This is a genomic window from Cellulomonas sp. NPDC055163, from assembly GCF_053607065.1.
Genome location: NZ_JBSGSU010000005.1, coordinates 80,705 through 99,211, shown reverse-complemented (window position 1 = coordinate 99,211; position 18,507 = coordinate 80,705). Strand labels below are relative to the sequence as shown.

Annotated in this window: 19 protein-coding genes; 2 read left to right on the top strand and 17 right to left on the bottom strand. The window is 74.1% G+C overall.

Annotation, left to right across the window (positions count from 1 at the left end; all coding sequences use genetic code 11):
* Window positions 1-10 precede the first annotated feature (10 nt).
* Window positions 11-1,117 carry a carboxylate-amine ligase gene (locus ACWFNE_RS10975; protein ID WP_452122456.1) on the bottom strand — a complete coding sequence of 369 codons (1,107 nt, stop codon included), beginning with the start codon at window positions 1,115-1,117 and terminating at the stop codon, window positions 11-13.
* Window positions 1,118-1,425: 308 nt separating this feature from the next.
* Here ACWFNE_RS10975 and ACWFNE_RS10970 point away from each other — a divergent pair, with 308 nt between their 5' ends.
* On the top strand, window positions 1,426-2,277 hold the full coding sequence (locus ACWFNE_RS10970) for a hypothetical protein (RefSeq protein ID WP_452122455.1): 852 nt from the start codon (window positions 1,426-1,428) through the stop codon (window positions 2,275-2,277).
* Between the two features lie 14 nt (window positions 2,278-2,291).
* On the opposite strand, the gene ACWFNE_RS10965 is transcribed toward ACWFNE_RS10970, so the two are convergent.
* The 8 genes from ACWFNE_RS10965 to ACWFNE_RS10930 form a co-directional block, all read right to left on the bottom strand.
* On the bottom strand, window positions 2,292-3,485 hold the full coding sequence (locus tag ACWFNE_RS10965) for a tyrosine-type recombinase/integrase (RefSeq protein ID WP_452122454.1): 1,194 nt from the start codon (window positions 3,483-3,485) through the stop codon (window positions 2,292-2,294).
* A gap of 806 nt (window positions 3,486-4,291) precedes the next feature.
* The gene (locus tag ACWFNE_RS10960) at window positions 4,292-4,723 is read right to left on the bottom strand and encodes an SRPBCC family protein (protein ID WP_452122453.1); all 432 of its coding nucleotides are present in this window, start codon (window positions 4,721-4,723) and stop codon (window positions 4,292-4,294) included.
* A 304-nt stretch (window positions 4,724-5,027) separates the two neighbouring features.
* Window positions 5,028-5,378, bottom strand: a complete 351-nt coding sequence (locus ACWFNE_RS10955) for an ArsR/SmtB family transcription factor (RefSeq protein ID WP_452122452.1) — start codon at window positions 5,376-5,378, stop codon at window positions 5,028-5,030.
* Window positions 5,375-5,836 carry an SRPBCC family protein gene (locus tag ACWFNE_RS10950; protein WP_452122451.1) on the bottom strand — a complete coding sequence of 154 codons (462 nt, stop codon included), beginning with the start codon at window positions 5,834-5,836 and terminating at the stop codon, window positions 5,375-5,377. Before ACWFNE_RS10950 ends, ACWFNE_RS10955 begins: the two co-directional genes overlap by 4 nt.
* 241 nt (window positions 5,837-6,077) lie before the next feature.
* Window positions 6,078-6,590: an N-acetyltransferase family protein gene (locus ACWFNE_RS10945; RefSeq protein WP_452122450.1), complete on the bottom strand. Its 513-nt coding sequence runs from the start codon at window positions 6,588-6,590 to the stop codon at window positions 6,078-6,080.
* On the bottom strand, window positions 6,587-6,793 hold the full coding sequence (locus ACWFNE_RS10940; RefSeq protein WP_452122449.1) for a hypothetical protein: 207 nt from the start codon (window positions 6,791-6,793) through the stop codon (window positions 6,587-6,589). Before ACWFNE_RS10940 ends, ACWFNE_RS10945 begins: the two co-directional genes overlap by 4 nt.
* A gap of 73 nt (window positions 6,794-6,866) precedes the next feature.
* Window positions 6,867-7,520, bottom strand: coding sequence for an MBL fold metallo-hydrolase (locus ACWFNE_RS10935; RefSeq protein WP_452122448.1), 654 nt, complete (start codon window positions 7,518-7,520; stop codon window positions 6,867-6,869).
* A gap of 78 nt (window positions 7,521-7,598) precedes the next feature.
* A complete protein-coding gene (locus ACWFNE_RS10930; RefSeq protein WP_452122447.1) occupies window positions 7,599-11,000 on the bottom strand; it encodes a pyruvate carboxylase in 3,402 nt (1,133 codons plus the stop codon).
* A 168-nt stretch (window positions 11,001-11,168) separates the two neighbouring features.
* On the opposite strand from ACWFNE_RS10930, the gene ACWFNE_RS10925 reads away from it, so the two are divergent.
* The gene (locus ACWFNE_RS10925; RefSeq protein WP_452122446.1) at window positions 11,169-11,945 is read left to right on the top strand and encodes a ParA family protein; all 777 of its coding nucleotides are present in this window, start codon (window positions 11,169-11,171) and stop codon (window positions 11,943-11,945) included.
* A gap of 122 nt (window positions 11,946-12,067) precedes the next feature.
* Here ACWFNE_RS10925 and ACWFNE_RS10920 read toward each other — a convergent pair whose 3' ends face one another.
* The 8 genes from ACWFNE_RS10920 to ACWFNE_RS10885 all read right to left on the bottom strand — a co-directional run bounded on the left by ACWFNE_RS10920 (window position 12,068) and on the right by ACWFNE_RS10885 (window position 18,452).
* Entirely contained in the window at window positions 12,068-12,667 is a 600-nt protein-coding gene (locus ACWFNE_RS10920) for a MerR family transcriptional regulator (protein ID WP_452122744.1), read from the bottom strand.
* Between the two features lie 192 nt (window positions 12,668-12,859).
* Window positions 12,860-13,426: a bifunctional nuclease family protein gene (locus ACWFNE_RS10915; RefSeq protein WP_452122445.1), complete on the bottom strand. Its 567-nt coding sequence runs from the start codon at window positions 13,424-13,426 to the stop codon at window positions 12,860-12,862.
* A 76-nt stretch (window positions 13,427-13,502) separates the two neighbouring features.
* Window positions 13,503-14,315, bottom strand: a complete 813-nt coding sequence (ftsR, locus tag ACWFNE_RS10910) for a transcriptional regulator FtsR (RefSeq protein ID WP_452122444.1) — start codon at window positions 14,313-14,315, stop codon at window positions 13,503-13,505.
* Entirely contained in the window at window positions 14,312-14,833 is a 522-nt protein-coding gene (locus ACWFNE_RS10905; RefSeq protein WP_452122443.1) for an FHA domain-containing protein, read from the bottom strand. The genes ftsR and ACWFNE_RS10905 overlap by 4 nt, the downstream gene beginning before the upstream one ends.
* Before the next feature lie 134 nt (window positions 14,834-14,967).
* Complete coding sequence (locus ACWFNE_RS10900) at window positions 14,968-16,560, bottom strand: DUF881 domain-containing protein (RefSeq protein ID WP_452122442.1); 1,593 nt, start codon at window positions 16,558-16,560, stop codon at window positions 14,968-14,970.
* Entirely contained in the window at window positions 16,557-16,889 is a 333-nt protein-coding gene (locus ACWFNE_RS10895) for a small basic family protein (protein ID WP_034628570.1), read from the bottom strand. The genes ACWFNE_RS10900 and ACWFNE_RS10895 overlap by 4 nt, the downstream gene beginning before the upstream one ends.
* A gap of 22 nt (window positions 16,890-16,911) precedes the next feature.
* Entirely contained in the window at window positions 16,912-17,820 is a 909-nt protein-coding gene (locus ACWFNE_RS10890) for a DUF881 domain-containing protein (RefSeq protein WP_452122441.1), read from the bottom strand.
* A 44-nt stretch (window positions 17,821-17,864) separates the two neighbouring features.
* On the bottom strand, window positions 17,865-18,452 hold the full coding sequence (locus ACWFNE_RS10885) for a CDP-alcohol phosphatidyltransferase family protein (RefSeq protein ID WP_452122440.1): 588 nt from the start codon (window positions 18,450-18,452) through the stop codon (window positions 17,865-17,867).
* Between the last annotated feature and the right edge of the window lie 55 nt (window positions 18,453-18,507).

Sequence of the window (18,507 nt, the reverse complement as noted above, 5' to 3'; positions counted from 1 at the left end):
GGGACCAGTCTCAGGCAAGCGTCGCCTGGACCGCGCGGGCGACGAGTGCGGCGTCGTCCGCCCCGTCCTCACGCCACCGGCGCTGCCGGACGGCGCCGTTGCCGCGCGCGAGGACCTCTTTGAGGTGGCTCGTGACCCACTCGAGGTCGCCGGACGCCTCGAGGGCCGGCCGCACGTGGGCCAGGAGCGCGGCGACCGCGTCGGCGGCGGGCACCGTGGTGCCGTGGACCGGGTCGACGAGTCCGCCGCTCAGGCCGGACCGTGCCGCACGCCACGCGGCGACGCGCACGAGCTCGGTCCGCGGCTGCTCGAGGAGGGCCGGCCCCTGCGCCTCGGCGACGGCCGTGTCGGCGAGCGCGCGGACGAGGGCGCCCTGCAGCACCGCGTCCGCGGGGTCGAGGCACACGTCCGGCACGCGCACCTCGACGGTGGGGTAGCGCGCGGACAGCCGGGCGTCGAAGTAGACCATCCCGTCGTCGAGGATCGTGCCGCTCGCCAGGAGGTCCCGGACCACGGAGCGGTAGGTCGCGACGTCACCGAAGGGCGCGGTCGGCCCGGCCGTGGGCCACCGTCCCCACACCTGCGAGCGGAAGCTCGCGTAGCTCGTGTCCACGCCCTGGTAGTAGGGGCTGTTCGCGCTGAGGGCGAGGAGCACGGGCGTCCAGCGGCGCAGGTGGTCGATGATGACGACGCCCTCGTGGTCGTCCTGCACCGCGACGTGGACGTGGCACCCGGAGGTGAGCTGGTCACGCGCGACCTGCCCGAACTCCGACCGGATCAGCCGGGCCCGGTGGTTCGCGATGACCGTGGCAGCGACCCGCTGCGGTGCCGTCCCGAGAGCGGCGACGCGGGCGCCCGCGTGCTGGGCGGACGCGTCGGCGCGGGCACGCCCCGACCGCACCTCGGTCAGCAACGCTTCGAGGTCGGTGCACGGGTGCGTCGAGGTCTCGACCTGCTCCTGCGTGAACTCCTTCTCGAGCTCGCCGCCGGGCGTGGAGCCGGGAGCCGGCTCGGGCATGCGGGCGGACGCGTGCTGCAGCACCGCGGCGGCGACCGCTCGCGGGGCCCCGTCGGGGGAGACGAGCAGGAACTCTTCCTCGATTCCGATGCTGCGCATGCGCACAGTGTGGAGGGGAGCGGCGTGCGTGTCCTGTGCAGGGCGTGCACCAAGGGGCGGGAACGCGGAACAGCTCGCGAGGTCGTTCGGCTCGAGTTCCAGGCCCGGCATGCCGAGAGAACAGGAGAGCGTGAGCATGCGATAACGGAAACAAGCGTTCTCGTGTCGCGTCCTGGCGCGGTTCGGCCGCCCCGCCGTGCGCGCTGCGCACGGCGAGCAAGGAGGGGAGCACCAGGGGCTAGTTTCCGTTATCGACGCGATAGCGCGGCGGGACGCACGATGTCGGTGAGAACCGGTACACCTGTGCCATGAGCAGCGCAGGTCGATCCCTGACCATCCACGACGTGACCGATCGGTACCTCGCTGCACTGGAGGCGTCCACGTCGACCCTGCGTCAGCGACGGTGGGCGCTGCGCGACCTGTGCGAGCACGCGGAGGAGTCGGGGCGAGCCCACGCCCAGGACGCGCTGCAGCCCGGCGCCCTCGCCGCCTGGCTGGCGGCCCGCGAGACACCCGAGGACGGTCGCCCCGCATCCGTCGCAGGCGTCCGGGCGCGGGCGAGCGCCGCGCGCGCGCTCACCGAGTTCGTCCGGGACCACCACCTCGTGCCCGGGCTCGCCGACGTCGGCGACGCCCTCAGCCGCCCGGACACGGCAGCCGCCGTCCACGACCCGCGCGCGGGCCGGTACCTGCTCTCCATGGCGTCGTCAGGAAGCCCCTGGGGAGTGCCCGCCGCCGTCTGGGCGCGCTTCTCCGCGCACGTCCACCTGCTCGCCGCGACCGGCGCCGGCGAGAACGACCTGGCGCGGCTGCGCGTCGAGGACCTCGGGCCGCACCGCGACACCGTGACCCTGCGCACCGGCCCCGTCCCGTTGCCCGACCCCGCGCGCCGGTCGCTCGAGGTGTGGCTCGCCGCGCGGAGCGACGTCGTGCGCCGGCTCAGCGGCTCGGACCCGGCGGCGCTGTGGATCCGGATCCACCCGGGCAAGGACCGCCGCACCGGAGTCGTCGCACCGGCGGGACTCGCGATCAGCGCGCGAGGGCTGCGTCTGTCGTTCCAGACCGTGCGCGCCGCCCTCGCCGCCGAAGACCCCCGCGTCGCCGAGGTCAGCGTCCGGGACGTCCGGGCACTGGGCCGGCTCGAGGACGCCCGCGCCTGACGCGAGCGCCCACGTCAGCGCCGCGCGTCCGCCGCCGCGTCAGGACGCGTCACCTCGTGCACCAGGTGCGCACCGGGATTCGCCTCGACCGCGTCGCGCAGGCCGTGCCCGACCGACTGCAGGTACCTCTTCGTGGTGTCCAGGCTCTCGTGCCCCAGGAGCTCCATCACCTCGACGATCGACGCCGAGCTGTTCACGAGCTGGGTCGCGAACGTGTGCCGCAGCGCATGCACGCACGACTCTCCGCGAGGCGTGATCCCGGCGCGCGCGTACCAGCGGTAGACCAGGTGCTGCATCGCCCGCGGCGTGAACGGTCGACCGTCCCGCTGGACGAAGAGGGCTTCGGACGGGCGCGGCTCGCCGACCCCGTGCTCCCGCTCCGCGAGGTACGTCTCGAGCGTGCCCACCGTCGCGCGCGCCAGCGGGACGGTGCGGTGCTTGTTGCCCTTGCCGAGCACGTGCAGGTGGGGGGAGCCGGTGAGGTCGCGCACGTCCCCGACGGTCACGGCGCAGGCCTCCGAGAGCCGGATGCCCGACGTCAGCAGGACCGACGCCAGCGCGAGGTCGCGTGCGGGCCACGGGCGCCGTGACGTCCGTGCGGCGTCGGCGGTGGCGACCGTCCGCAGCAGGCGTTCCGCCTCGTGGAGCTCGAAGGGCGTGGGGGAGTAGGTGGGCTTGGGGCCCCTGCTGATGCGCGGGTCCTTCATCGGGTTCGCCGCCAGGAGGCCGTGGGCGCGCGCGTGCTCGCACAGCGCCGTCCACGCGGCCGCCGCACGTCGACGGGTCGCGGCGCGGCGCGGCTCGGTCTCGATCCCGGGACGCACGACGCGGCGCCGGTCCGGGGCCGACGAGCCGAACGCCGCGAACGCCTCCGCGAGGTGGCGGGGATGCAGGTCACCGAGCGTCAGCACGGACACGAGCCGGACCGTCTCGCGGTAGGCCGTCGGGCTGACACCGGCCGGCACCCGCTCCGCCGGCACCCGCTCATCCGGGCCGCGCTCTGCCACAGGCCCGTCCTCGGGCGGTGGCACTGCTCGTCCCAGGACGTCGGTCAGCGCGCGAGCGACGAGCTGGACGTCGGCGACGTACGCACGGACCGTCGCACGCGACTTCTCGCCCGTGAGGACGGTGACCCAGTCGACGAAGACGGGAAGCAGCGGTGAGTCGGGGCTGACGTCGACCTCGTCCGCAAAGCTCAGGCCGCCCATGCGAGCAGTCTGCCGCCCGCCACCCACATCGCCGGACGCGTCCCGAACGTGCGGAGCACGGGGGAGTGGTCGGCGCTCACTGGACCTTCGGTGTTCTGCGAGCCGTAGGGGGAGCACTCACGATTGCCACGGCCGCGAGCCGGTCGGGACGTGGGGTCCTGGCGAGCATGCGCACCGACGCCGAACGAGGACGGCAGGCGAGGGGAGACCGAAGCGGTGCCGAGCGGTAAGGTCAAGACCCTGTGCGCTCCGAGTAATGCGTAGATAATGTCCGTTATCTACCTGTTCAACGACGATCGGGGCCCGTCGAACCGTGGCACGCGCGCCGAGAGGGTTCTCGAGCCGTCTCGCGCGAGAGCGTGCAGACCCCGCAGGCGCACGGCCGGCACTCTGTGCGAATCAGTCCGCGAGCGCTGGTGGGCCGTCGTTGCGGCGCTGTGAGAGCGAGCCGCGGCCCGGTGCACGGCGGCAGTCGAGTCGCGACGGTCGCCGGGCCGGACGTCGGCACGTGGCGCTGTCACTTGTGTCGACGTGAGCCGTCGGTGCCGCCGGAGCCGTTCGACGTGCGCCGGCCAGTTCGCAGCCGGCGTGTCGGTGCGTCGCGCCTGGATGCACTCGTCGTGCCGTGACTGCGGCGCCGGTCCGCGTCGCGCAGCCCGGCGTCGCCGGACACACCAGGCGCTGCCGTGAGAGCTCGCACGACACCGCGGGACCCGCGCGTGGCACTCCGATCACCTCTGCGCCACACCCCAAACGTAACGCCGATAATGCACATTATGACATTCCAGCGTGGAGAGGCGGTCCTACTAGTCCCTGCGGCCGCCGCTCAGCTCTCGTTGTCGATACGCACGTCGCGGGGCGAAGGCGCACCCGTGCCGGTCTCCACGAGCGACTTGAGGCTCAGGAGGGACGACGCCCACGTGGTGCTGCATGAACTCCACCGGCTCGCGCCAGCTGCGGTGCGCGAACAGCACGGTCGCGTGCTCGCCCTCCTGACGCAGGTCCCACTCGACGGTCGCCCCGACCCACTCCGCGGGTCCGTCGACGACCCGCCACACCACGCGCTCGGACGGCACGAGCTCGACCACCTCCATGTCGAAGCCGCCTGCCGGGAAGCGGAACGCGAGGGTGCCGCCGCCGACCGTGTCGCCGCTCCCCCGCGTGTCCTCGGTCCACCAGCCCGCGAGCGCGTCGACGCGTGTGAGGGCGTCGTACACGGCGGCGGTCGTCGGGGTCACAGCCCCGACCCTGTGCGGGATGTCGACCATCTCGTCTCTCCTCGTGCGTTCGGTGGTCCGCGTGTTCGGTGGTTCGTGTGCCGCCCGGCCGGGTGTACTGCGCCCGACGCCCGACGCCCCGCGCTCGAGGTGGCCCGCGCGCGGGACCAGGGTGTGTGCGCGCGCAGAGCCGCTCCCATGACGCACGGACGTGCGGCGGACGGGCGGGACCCGCGCTGCACGAGCGCCTCTGACGCCCCGCCGGCGCCGCCCGTGCGGCCCCAGGCAGGCCGCAGCGGCCCACGGTCGGCCCAGTGCGCGCCCCTCAGGCCTGCTGAGCGCCCTCGATCGCCTCGGCGATGCGCTTGATCCGCTGCAGGCGGGCATCCCAGGTGGACCCGACGGAGGTGAGCTGGGCTACCGCTCGTGCGAGCTGCGCCTCGGCGACCTGGTAGCGCCGCTCCCGGCCTGCGGGTGCCGCCGTGACGAGGCCGACGCGGTCGAGCACGCCGAGGTGCTTGGCGACGGCCTGACGGGTCACGGGGAGGTGCTGGCTGAGCGTGGTGGCCGTCCCCCCGCCGTCGGCAAGAAGCAGGTCGAGCATGCGACGCCGCGTGGGGTCCCCGACAGCCGACCAGAGGTCGTCGTCGACGGGCGCGGTCGTCGCAGCGTTCACGGTCGCACCTCGAGGGTTGCGACGTAGGGCGCTATCCGTGGCAGGAAGAAGTCCCAGCCTGTGACGTGCTCGCGGTACTGGCGCTCGAGGACGGCGGCCTCCCAGCCGAGCTCGCGGAAGCCGGTCTCGGTCATCCGCAGGAGGGTTCCCCTGCCCGACGAGGTCAGCTCGAAGGTGACGAGCAGCGAGTTCCCGGCGGCGGCAACCTCCCCTGCGGGGTGGGTCCACCGGAACGAGAACGTGCGCGGCGGCTGCGAGTCGACGACGGTGAACGCCACCGCTACCCCGCCGTCCGTCGGATCCCCGAAGACGATCTCCCCCGGCGCGCCGGGCACCTGCTCGTAGTGCGCCTCGTCGGGCCACCAGCCGGTGAGGTGCTCGGGGCTGCTCACCACGTCGAACACGACGTCGGGCGACGCGTCGACGTAGATCTCCCGCTCGATAGTTCCCAGCTCCACGGCGTCCTCCTGCAACGTTTGGTTGCGGATAACGGTACGCTGCGTCACGTCTGCGCGCAACCATCAGTTGCGCAGTCGATCGATGCGTACCTCCCCGCGCCCTGTCGCTGTGAGCACCCGGTCCCCGCACCGGACACGCCACACACGATCGTCGACCGCCCCGTGCCACGAGAGACCCCGCACCGGCCGCCCACGGCCTCCGACCTCCTCCGCCACGCTGCGAGAGCGCCGGCTCCACCCCTCACGCGGTTGCGGCGCTCCCCGGCGGCAGCACCCGCGCGTACCGGAGCTCGACGAGCCCCTCACGCCCGGGAACGGGGTGCCGCTCCCCCGTGGCCGCGAAGCCCAGCCTCTCGAACAGGCGCAGGGCCGCGGTGTTGTCCTCGCGCACCCACAGCGACAGCGTCTCCGCCCCCGCCCGGGCCGCCTCGCGCTCGGCCGCGGCGAGCAGAGCTGTACCGACGCCGCTGTTCCTCGCCCCTGGCTCCACCCACAGTGCGACCAGGTGACGGTCGGAGCTGGGTGACCCCGGCTCCTCGATCAGGCAGGCGAGCCCGACCGCGGGGCCGTCCTCCCGTGTCGCCACCCACCACGGGCTCGAGCGCAACCGCATCCGCCAGTGCTGCTCCCGGAACAGCTCCTCACGCGCGAGCGACGACGCGAACGCCTCCGGGTCGCTGCGCAGCGCGCGCAGCCGGATCTCCGCAAGCCGCTCCCAGTCGTCCTCGTCGAGCCGCGTGATGCTCGCGGTCACGGCACCTCGCGGGCGGTGACACCGGCGTCGGGGCTGCCGCCGTGGCCGTCCGGGTCAGGGAGCGAGCGGGCGACGTCCGCGATCTCCTCCTCCGGGCGCGGCGGAACCGTCTCGTCGACCTCGAGGAGCTCGACCTCCTCGGACGCCCCCGGGATGGTGGCGGGCTGGGCGACGTCGCTGTTCTCGGGCACGGGGATGGTCACGGGGTGCTCCTTCGGTCGGGTGCGTCCACGGTAGCGGCGGTGCGCGTGGCGGGCAGCGCGGCGTACCGCCGCGTCAGCCGAGCGTGAGCCTGTCCCCCATCGCGAGCCGCCGGTACTCCCCGGGCGCGAGCCCGGACAGGAGCCGGTCGACCATCGCGTTCCCGACCCCGCTCAGGGGGGCGTCGTGGATCGGGACGAGCGTGCGCGCACCGATCTCCCGGGCGAAGTCGACCGCCTCGCCGAGCTTCAGCCACGGCGCCGCCACGGGCAGGCACAGCACGTCGACGCCGCGCGCGGCCTCGGGGACGTCGAACGAGTCGCCGGGATGCAGCACGGCGCCGTCGACGAGGTAGCCGACGTTCGCGATCCCCGGGACGTCGGCGTGGATCTCGGCGTGGCTCCCACCGACGACCGCGACGTCGAAGCCGCCGGCGGTGAACCGGTCCCCGGGAACCACCGCGTGGACGCGCTGCACAACCCCCGCCACGCCCGCGAGCTGGTCGGCGACGGACGCCGGGGCCCACACCTCGAGCTCGGGCTGGGCCTCGAGCGCCGCACGCAGCTGGTCGGGGACGACGTGGTCGGGGTGCTCGTGCGTCACGAGCACCGCCTGCGCGCCGGTCACGGCGTCCGGAGAGCTGAACGACCCCGGGTCGACGACGAGGCGCCGCCCCTCCCGGTCGAGACGGATGCAGGCGTGGCCCCAGAAGCTCAGCTCGGTCGTCATGGACCCAGCATGTCCTCCCCCTGGGCCCGCCCGCCAGGCGAGGTCGGCCGACGGTCCTCGTCGGCCGACCTCCGCCGGTCAGGCGACGACCATCACCAGGTCGCCGCCCTCGAGCTGCTGGACCGCGCCGATCGCGAGGCGCTGCACCTTGCCCGCCACGGGGGTCGTGATCGCGGCCTCCATCTTCATCGCCTCGACGGTCGCGACGGTCTGCCCGGCCTCGACCGACTGGCCCTCCTGCACGACCGGGGTGACCGCACCCGCGAACGGAGCGGCGATGTGACCCGGCGTACCGGGGTCGGCCTTCTCGGCGGTGGCGATGTCGACCTCGACCGTGCGGTCGCGCACCTGCAGAGGGCGGATCTGCCCGTTCAGGGTGAACATCACGGTCCGCATGCCGCGCTCGTCGGCCTCCCCGACGGCCTCGAGCCCCACGAGGAGCCGCACGCCGCGCCCGAGCACGATGTCGACCTCGTCGCCCGCCGCCATCCCGTAGAGGTAGCGCGTCGTGTCGAGCACGCTCACGTCGCCGTAGGCGCGGTTGAACGTCTCGTACTCCTTGGTCGGCCCCGAGAACAGCAGGTGGTTGAGCCGGTCACGTCGGGTCGCGGAGTCGGCGTCGAGGTCCTGGCGGTCCTGGTCGCTCAGCGGGGTGATCGCCGTGCGCACCGTGCGACCCGCGAGGGCACGCGAGCGGAACGGCTCCGGCCACCCGCCGGGCGGGTCGCCCAGCTCCCCGGAGAGGAAGCCGATCACCGAGTCGGGGATGTCGAAGTCCTGCGGGTTCGCCGCGAACTCCGCCGGGTCCGCGCCGCGCGCGACGAGGTGCAGCGCGAGGTCACCGACGACCTTCGACGACGGTGTGACCTTCACGAGGCGGCCGAGGATGCGGTCGGCCGCCGCGTACGTCGACTCGATGTCCTCGAATCGGCTGCCGAGGCCCAGCGCGATGGCCTGCTGGCGCAGGTTCGAGAGCTGACCGCCCGGGATCTCGTGCTCGTACACACGGCCCGTCGGTCCCGGCAGGCCCGACTCGAACGGGCGGTACAGGCGGCGCACCGCCTCCCAGTACGGCTCGAGGTCGCACACCGTGCGCAGGCTCAGACCCGTGTCCCGCGGCGTGTGCTCGAGCGCGGCGACGAGCGCCGACATGGGCGGCTGGCTCGTGGTCCCGGCCATCGCGGCGCTCGCGGCGTCGACCGCGTCGACCCCCGCGTCCGCAGCGGCGAGCAGCGTCGCCATCTGGCCCCCCGTCGTGTCGTGCGTGTGCAGGTGCACCGGGAGGTCGAAGCGCGACCGCAGCGCCGTCACGAGCTTCGTGGCGGCAGCCGGACGCAGGAGACCCGCCATGTCCTTGATCGCGAGGACGTGCGCGCCGGCCTCGACGATCCGGTCCGCGAGGCGCAGGTAGTAGTCGAGCGTGTACAGGTCCTCCGCCGGGTCGAGCAGGTTGCCCGTGTAGCAGAGCGCGACCTCCGCGACCGGGGTCCCCGCCTCGCGGACCGCGTCGATCGCCGGCCGCATCTGCTCGACGTCGTTGAGGGCGTCGAAGATCCGGAAGATGTCGATGCCCGTCGCGGTCGCCTCGCGCACGAACGCCTCGGTCACCTCCGTCGGGTACGGCGTGTAGCCGACCGTGTTGCGGCCGCGCAGCAGCATCTGGATCGCGAGGTTCGGCATGGCCTCGCGCAGCGCCGCGAGCCGCTCCCACGGGTCCTCGCCGAGGAACCGCAGAGCGACGTCGTAGGTCGCCCCGCCCCACGCCTCGACCGACAGCAGCTGCGGCAGCGCGCGGGCCTGCGTCGACGCGACGCCCAGCAGGTCGTGCGTGCGCACGCGCGTGGCGAGCAGCGACTGGTGGGCGTCACGGAACGTCGTGTCCGTGACCGCCACCGCGCTCTGCTCGCGCAGCGACCGCGCGAAGCCCTCGGGACCGAGCTCGAGCAGGCGCTGGCGGCTGCCGTGCGGCGCCGGAGCCGTCAGGTCGACCTTCGGGAGCTTGGTGCGCGGGTCGATCGCGTCCGCGGGCCGTGCGCCGTGCGGACGGTTGACCGTCACGTCCCCCAGGTAGGACAGCAGACGGGTCCCCCGGTCGCGGTTCTCCCGGGCTGCGAGCAGCTCGGGCCGCTCGTCGATGAAGGACGTCGACACCTGACCCGCCGCGAACTCCGGGTCGGCCAGCACCGCCTGCAGGAACGGGATGTTCGTCCGGATCCCCCGGATGCGGAACTCGGCGAGCGCGCGGCGCGCACGGCGCACCGCCGTCGGGAAGTCCCGCCCGCGGCACGTGAGCTTGACCAGCATCGAGTCGAAGTGCCCGGAGATCTCCGAGCCGGCCGTCGCCGTCGCACCGTCGAGGCGCACACCCGCGCCGCCGGGCGAGCGGTAAGCGATGATCCGGCCCGTGTCGGGACGGAAGCCGTTCGCCGGGTCCTCGGTCGTGATGCGCGTCTGCAGCGCCGACCCATTGACGCGCACCGTCTCCTGCGAGATCCCGAGGTCCGCGAGGGTCTCCCCCGCCGCGATGCGGATCTGCGAGGACACGAGGTCGATGTCGGTGACCTCCTCGGTCACCGTGTGCTCGACCTGGATGCGCGGGTTCATCTCGATGAAGACGTGCTCGCCCGCGCGCTCGCCGACCGTGTCGAGGAGGAACTCGACGGTGCCCGCGTTCTGGTACCCGATGCTCCGGGCGAACGCCACAGCGTCGCGGCACAGCGCGTCCCGCACCGCCGGGTCCAGGTTCGGCGCCGGGGCGATCTCCACGACCTTCTGGTGGCGGCGCTGCAGCGAGCAGTCGCGCTCGAAGAGGTGGACGACGTTGCCCTCGCCGTCCGCGAGGATCTGCACCTCGATGTGGCGGGGGCGCAGGACGGCGCGCTCGAGGAACACCGTCGGGTCCCCGAACGCCGCGTCCGCCTCGCGCATCGCCGCGGCGAGGGCGTCGGGCAGCGCGTCCCGGGTGTTGACCCGGCGCATGCCTCGCCCGCCGCCGCCCGCGACGGCCTTGACGAAGATGGGGAAGCCGACCTCGTCGGCCGCGGCGATGAGCTCGTCGACGTCCTTGGACGGCGCGGTCGACGGCAGCACGGGGATGCCCGCGTCGCGCGCCGCCTGCAGCGCGCGGACCTTGTTGCCCGCGAGCTCGAGCACCTCGGGAGGCGGGCCGATGAACGTGATCCCGGCGGCCTGCGCGGCGCGGGCGAGGTCGGGGTTCTCCGAGAGGAACCCGTAGCCCGGGTAGATCGCGTCGGCGCCCGAGTCGTGCGCGACGCGGATGATCTCCTCGATGTCGAGGTACGCACGCACCGGGTGACCGGGCGTCCCGATCGGGTACGCCTCGTCAGCCTTGAGCCGGTGCTCGGAGTTCCGGTCCTCGTGCGGGAAGACGGCGACGGTGCGCGCGCCCAGCTCGTACGTGGCGCGGAAGGCCCGCACGGCGATCTCAGCGCGGTTCGCGACCAGGACCTTGGAGAACACGACTCACCCCATCCGTAGATTCGGCAGCACCGTAGCGACCGGCGCCGGGGCCGGTCATGACCAACCGCATACCGAACACCGGTGCGGGGCACCGGTCGGAATCCTGCCACGGTTCTGATTCGGCGCAGGGATTCGTGCAAGGACTGAGCACGGCGTTACCGTGACGCCGTGCTGGTCCTCGGAGTGTGCAGCCTCAAGGGTGGTGTCGGGAAGACGTCCGTCACGCTCGGCCTTGCCTCGGCGGCGCTCGAGCTCGGCCTGCGGACGCTCGTCGTCGACCTCGATCCGCAGGCGGACTGCACGCTCGCGCTCGGCACGGGTGCGGACGGCCACGACGACGTCGCCGCGGTGCTCGACGCACCCAGCGCGGAGACGATGCAGCGTGCCACCGTGCCCAGCTCGTGGGCCGACGACGGCCTGGACGTGCTCGTCGGCTCCCCCCGCTCCGTGCGCCACGACCGGCTCGACGAGGTGGGCGGCGGCCTCGACGGACTGCGATTCGCGCTCTCCTGGGTCAGCGGCTACGACCTCGTGCTCGTCGACTGCCCCCCGTCGCTGGGCGGGCTGACCCGCACCGGGCTCGTCGCGAGCGACCGCGCCGTCATCGTCACCGAGCCCGGGCTGTTCTCCGTCATGGCCGTCGGGCGCGCGATGCGCACGATCGACGAGCTGCGCCGCGGCGCCGCACCGTCGCTCCAGCCGCTCGGCGTGGTCGTCAACCGGGTGCGGTCACGCTCCGTGGAGCAGGCGTTCCGGCTCGAGGAGCTCCGCACGCTCTACGGACCGCTCGTGCTCGCGCCCCAGATCCCGGAGCGCGCCGCGCTGCAGCAGGCGCAGGGCGCCGCCCAGCCCGTGCACGCCTGGCCCGGTGCCGCGGCCGCGGAGCTCTCGCAGGTGTTCGAGGACCTCCTCGAGCGGGCGCTGCGGGCACCCGGCGCGCGCTGACCCGTCACCCCGCACGCGGCCGGACGCGTGCGGTCCGGCACCGGGCTCACGCCGGGCCGTCACCCAGCGCACGCGGCAGGACCCGGACGCGCGGTGCGCACCCGGGTCCTCAGGCGTTCCGGTCAGCCGGCGGTGCGGGCCTGCCGGCGCGCCGCGAGCTCGTCCGCCGCGCTCGGCTGGGCCGGCACGGCGTCGTGCGCGTCGTCGTCCGCGCGCTCGGTGGGCAGCTCCGCGAGCGTGCCCTCGACCTCGCGCCAGACGCGCCCGACGGCGATGCCGAACACTCCCTGCCCGCCCTGCACCAGGTCGATGACCTCGTCGGCGGACGTGCACTCGTAGACGCTCGCCCCGTCCGACATGAGCGTGATGCGGGCCAGGTCGTCGACGCCGCGCTCGCGCAGGTGGCCGACCGCCGCACGGATCTGTTGCAGCGAGACACCGGTGTCGAGCAGGCGCTTGACGACCTTGAGCACGAGGATGTCGCGGAAGCTGTAGAGGCGCTGCGTGCCCGAGCCGGTCGCCGGCCGGATCGTCGGCTCCACGAGCCCCGTCCGCGCCCAGTAGTCGAGCTGGCGGTAGGTGATGCCGGCGGCACGGCACGCCGTCGGACCGCGGTACCCGGTCGCCGTGTCGAGGTCCGGCAGCTCGTCGCCGAACAGCAGCCCCTGTGCGCGCTGCGGGATCCCGCCCGCGACCTCCACGCTCTCCCCGCTGCCGCTCACGAGTCCTCCACTCACGCCCGCACCCGCCCTGATCGGCGCCTGCTCAGGAGCCCGCGTCGTGCACTGCGGCGCCGTCCTGCCTCGGATGTCTGACCTTGCAACGCTAAGCCTGCACCCTGGGGGCGTCAACGACGCGGAACGACGCGCCGAATCGGCGTGTCGCCCCGGCGTGTCTCACCCTGTGCTTGAGGGTCAGGCACCCGCGCCCGGCCGCCGCTCGGGGTCCTCCCCCTCGTCCTCCCCCTCGGGCGCCCCCGGCTCACCGGGCTCCTGCCCGGTCAGGAAGTCCTCCGCGCTGACCTGCTCGAGGAACGCGCGGAAACGCTCGACCTCCTGCTCCGACGGTCCGTCCGACGCCTCGATCCCGGCGATCGCGACGACCTCCGCGGCGCACAGCACCGGGCACCCGACGCGCACCGCCACCGCGATCGCGTCGGACGCGCGGGAGTCGACGCGGACCCCGGACGCCAGCACGAGCGCCGCGTGGAAGACGCCCTGACGCAGCTCGGTGATCTCGACCGTCGCGACCGCCGAGCCGAGCGCCGCCACGACGTCGCACAGGAGGTCGTGCGTCATGGGCCGACGCGGCACGATCCCCGCCTGCGCCGACGCGATCGCGGTCGCCTCGGTCGGGCCGATCAGGATCGGGACGAACAGCTCCGCAGCCGGGTCGAGGAGCAGCACCACGAGCTCGTCGTCCACGAGGTGCTGGCGCACCCCGACGACCTCGACCTGCACCAGCTGCTCGTCGTCCGCCACACCCTCACGCTACGACCCGAACGGCCGTGCGTCTGCACGAGAACCCCGCGCGCTCGGGCGCCTCGTGGCGCGGCGCTCAGGACGTGAGACCCGAGACCGCCGAGCGGAGCAGGGCCGTGTGCAGCTGCGTGCAGAGCTCACCGACCTCGGCGGCCAAGGTGCCGGCGCGCGCACGCGACGACGCCGCGTTCTGCCCACGCCAGGGCGCGACGATCTGCTCGACGAGGTCGGCCTGCCGGTCCGCCGCCGCACGGAAGACGCGCAGGTGACGCGCGTCGACCCCGTGCTCCCCGAGCGCCGCCGCGAGCACGACGACGTCGCGGGCCCACGGGTCGAAGTGCCCCGACACGCTCGGACGCAGCACCCCCGAGCGCACGAGCTCGTCGACGAGCGCGACGTCGACGCCCGCCTCCCGGGCGAGCGCGTCCCCGGTGTAGCGCGCAGCGACCGCAGGGCCCTGCACCACGCCGTCGCGCGTCGCGAGCTGGGCGCGCGGTGCCGGCTCCTCGTCCTCGCCCGCGTCGAGCGCGGCGAGCTGCTCGCCGATGACCTTCAGCGGGACGTACCGGTCACGCTGCTGGCGCAGCACGTAGCGCAGCCGCTCGATGTCCGCCGGGCTGTACTGCCGGTAGCCCGCGGGCGTCCGGACGGGCTCGACGAGCCCCTGCTCCTCGAGGAAGCGCAGCTTGCTGTTGGTGACCGCGGGGAACTCGATGCGCAGCGCCGCCAGCACGTCGGAGATGCGCATGGACGCACGGCGCGAGATGCCCCGCGGCCACGGCTCGACGACGACGTCCTCGCCCGACCGCGGGTCAGGCGTCCCCGCGCGGGTCGGCGCGAGATCCTCGGAGCCTGCGGCGAGCCGGGACGCGCGCTCGCCCGCCCTCATGACCGGGCGTCGGCAGAGCTCGCAGGGCCGCGACGGTCGCCGTCCCGCGCCGGGCTCGGGTGGAACGTCAGGCGGTACTTGCCGATCTGCACCTCGTCGCCCGCACGCAGCGCGGCCGCGTCGATCCGGCGGCGGTTCACGTAGGTGCCGTTCAGCGAGCCGATGTCACGGACGAGGAAGTCGTCGCCCTCGCGGACGAACTCGGCGTGCTTGCGCGAGACCGTCACGTCGTCGAGGAACACGTCGGCGTCCGTGCTGCGCCCGGCGACCGTGCGCTCGGCGTCGAGCAGGAACCGCGCACCGACCGACGGTCCCCGCTGCATGATCAGGAGCGCCGACGTGGGCGGAAGCGCCTGGACCGCCGCGAGCTCGTCGGCGGTGAGGCCCGAGGGGGCGACCAGGTCGAGGTCGACCGGGTCCAGGTTCCCGAAGCTGATCGTCGTGTCGGACGACGTCCGGGCGATCTGCCCCGCGTCCTGCGCACCACGTTGCTCGGGCAGGTGCCGTTCGTCGCTCATGCCGCCTCCCGGGACTCGTCGTGCCTACGACCTCGGCACGGGTGCCGGGTCGCGCACAGCCTATGCGGACGCGGCCCCTGCATGCAGCACGCGACGCCGGTCGAGCCGCACGGACGGCCCGACCGGGACGGGTGTCAGCCCTCCTCGGGCGCGAGCGGCGTCGCGAACCGGGGCTCGGGAACCGTGCGGGTCGCCAGGATGCTGAGCTCGTCCTGCTGGACGGCGGTGGGACGCCCGCCGTCGTTGCGGATGGTCGCGAAGGCCCCGCCCGGGATCTCCATCGCGTTGCCCATCGTCGCCGGGTCGCCGATCACCAGCCACCGGTACGGGGGCTCGACCGCGACGCCGTCGACCACGACACCCCGGCCGTCACCCTCGACGACGTAGCTGCTCGCGGTGATGCGCAGGTCGTTGAGCTGCACGGCCTCGGCGCCGGCGTTGCGCAGCTCCTCCAGCAGGTTCAGCAGCGACCGCGCGGCAACCGCCCCGTCGGGGTCGGTGACGGTGATGCTCAGGCCCGGGCCCTCGGCCGGCAGACGACCGGCCAGGATGCCCTGCGTTGCGGCGCTGCTCATCGCGGCGTCGAGCGCGGCCTGGCTGCTCGTCGAGCCGGTGAGCAGCTTCTGGCGGGTCCGCTCGAGCGAGTCGGCCTCCCGCTCGAGCTCGTCGCCCTGCCGGGTGGTCTGGTCGAGGATGCCGACGAGCTCCGACTGGCGCAGAGTCGAGAGGCCCTCGTCGTGGGTCTGGCGGACCTGCACGACGACCGCGAAGCCGAGCATCCCGCACAGCAGGCCCGCGAGGACCTGGGCGCGGTTGGCCCGGGGTCGCAGGCTGCGGCCGAGCGTGCGCCACGCCCCGGGGGCCGGAGCGGCGCCGGACGCCTGGCCCGCCCCAGGCGCCGGCTCGCGGGCGGGCACGGCAGGCACCGGCACCGGAGCGCTCGGGTGAGCGGCGGCCGGGTCCGTCGCCGCGAGATCCGGTGCGGCTCCGACGGGGCCGTGCGGGGGAACACCGTCCGCCGCCTCGTACGCGTCGTGGCCGGACGCGTCGACGTCGGATGCCTCGACGTCGTGCGTGTCGATGTCGTGCGCGTCGAGGTCGCGCGCCCCGGGGTCGTGCTCGTCCAGGTCACGCGCCCCGGGGTCGTGCTCGTCCAGGTCACGCGCCCCGGGGTCGGGCTCGTCCAGGTCACGCGCCCCGGGGCCGGGCTCGTCGAAGGCCGCTGCCTCGCGGTGGCTCGCGGGCTCCTGGTGGTCCTCCGGGTCGGACGCGGGCAGCTCGCCGCGCACGTCGAGCGGCCAGAGGTGCTCGTCGCGTCGCGGTGCGCTGCCCGCGGCATCGACCCCGGACGCGTCCTCCACGGACGCGTCGGCGGCGGACACGTCGGCGACGGACGTGTCCGCCGCAGCGCCGGGGCCCGGGTCCTCGCTCGGGGCCGGCTCGACGCGCGGCACGAGCCGGGTGGGGGGCGCCGCCTCGTCACCGGGCATGTCGGTCCACGTCCCCGCCGCGGTGAGCGGCGCCTCGTCCCGGGCCGCAGCGCGCGCGGCACGCTCCCAGGCCGCCTCGTCCGAGGGCACCTCGTGCCGCACCTGCTCCGTCCGGAGGTCCCCCGCGAGGAGCTCGTCGGCCGGGGTCGGCTCGAGGGGCGCGACCGCCTCGGCGGGCACGTCGACCGGTCCCGCGTCGACCTCCGCCCGCTCGCCGGGCTCCGGTGCGCGCGTCATGCCTTGAACAGGTGGCGGCGGATGGACGCGGCGTTGGAGAAGATCCGGATCCCGAGGACGACGACGACACCGGTCGAGAGCTGCGTGCCGACCCCGAGCTGGTCACCGAGGAAGACGATGAACGCCGCGACCACCACGTTGGACAGGAACGACACGAGGAACACCCGGTCGTCGAAGATCCCGTCGAGCAGCGCCCGCAGGCCACCGAAGAGCGCGTCGAGCGCCGCCACGACCGCGATGGGCAGGTAGGGCTGCAGACCGACGGGCACCGTCGGCTGCACGAGGAGCCCGGCCACGACGCCCACGACCAGGCCGATCACTGCGATCACGGACAGCTCCTCCTCGTGCGCGTCATCCCCCGGACCCCGCCGGGTCCTGCTGCTCGCCCGTCACGGTACCCGTCGGCGTGCCCGTGCCCACCGGACCCTCCTCCGCGCCACCCAGGAGAGGGACGCCGAGGGGCACGCTCGCGGACCGCAGGCCCGGGCGCGCGGCGGACGGCAGCTCGAGCTCCGTCTGCGACGCGATGTCGACGCCGATGCCCCAGCTCGCGGTGAGGTCGCTCAGGTACGGGCCGACGGTGGACCGCGCGAGGCCGGTGTGCATCGCCTGGGTGTCGCCGATCGCCTCGACGACGTAGGGCCCGGAGAGCGGGACGAGGTCGACGAGGATCGCGCTGCCCGCGCTGCGGATCGCGGTCGTCGACGTCAGGCGCTGGCCATCGACGGCGACCGCCTCCGCTCCGGCAGCCCACAGCCCGTTGACAAGGACCTGCAGGTCCTGGTCCTGGACGCGGGACAACGCCTCCTCGTCCGGTGCACCGGCGGGGCCGTCCTTCATGGTGATCCGCAGGCCCGGCCCGGACACGGGCACCGCACCGGAGACGAGGGAGTCCGCGGCGGTCCGCTCGAGCAGCTCGCTGTCCTCGGCGGCGAGCACCGCGGCCTGCAGCTCCGCGATCTCCCGGCTGCGGTCGGCGTTCTCCTCGCGCAGCCGCTCGACGCTCGCCGTGCGCTCCGCGATCTGCTCCTCGAGCAGCGTGCGCGCCGCCAGCACCGACGGCTCGGGGGCCCGGAGCGCCAGGGTCGCCGCCGTCGTCGCGATGCCCAGACCGACGGCGGTCAGCAGGAGCAGCACCCGGCGCGGCCTCGAGCGTGGCGGGTCTCCCTGGGTCCGGCGGCGCTCGGCGACCATCGCGTACCCGGGGTCGAGCGGGCGACGGATGACCTCGTTGAGCAACGTCATCGACGCGTCCGCCACGCGGGGCACGGTCGTCGGCGGCGGCGCGGGACGGTGCCGGGAGGTCATGCGTCGCTGCGCTCGTCGACAGCCAGGAGCCGGCGCGCCTGGACCACGTAGAGCAGTCCCGCGAACCAGTACAGCGCGAGGCCCCACCACGCGAACGCCCAGCCGAGGACGTAGGAGACGGTCCCGATCGGCGCGCGCCACTCGGCGAGCAGCAGGAGCGGGAACGCGTAGAGCAGCGCGAACGTGCCGGCCTTGCCCGCGAGGTGGACCGGCAGCGGGCCGTAGCCGTGCCGCGCGACGACCGCGAACAGACCGAGCAGCATCACGTCGCGCGCCACGAGGACGGCGACGAGCCACCACGGGACGAGGTCGCGCCAGGCCAGCCCGAGCAACGTCACGAGGATGAAGAGGCGGTCCGCCGCGGGGTCGAGCATCTGGCCGAGCTTCGACACCTGGCCCAGCCGCCGCGCCAGGACCCCGTCGAGCCAGTCGCTCGCGCCCGAGACCGCGAGGACCACGAGCGCCCACCCGTCGTTGCCGACCGCGATGAGGACCGCGAACACCGGGACGAGCACCAGCCGACCGAGGCTGATCACGTTCGGGACGGTCAGGACGCGATCCGAGACGGCACCCTGCTCGGTCACTGCCTCCCCTGACGTCGACCCGGATGGACGGGGACGATCCTATGCGCGAGCGCGG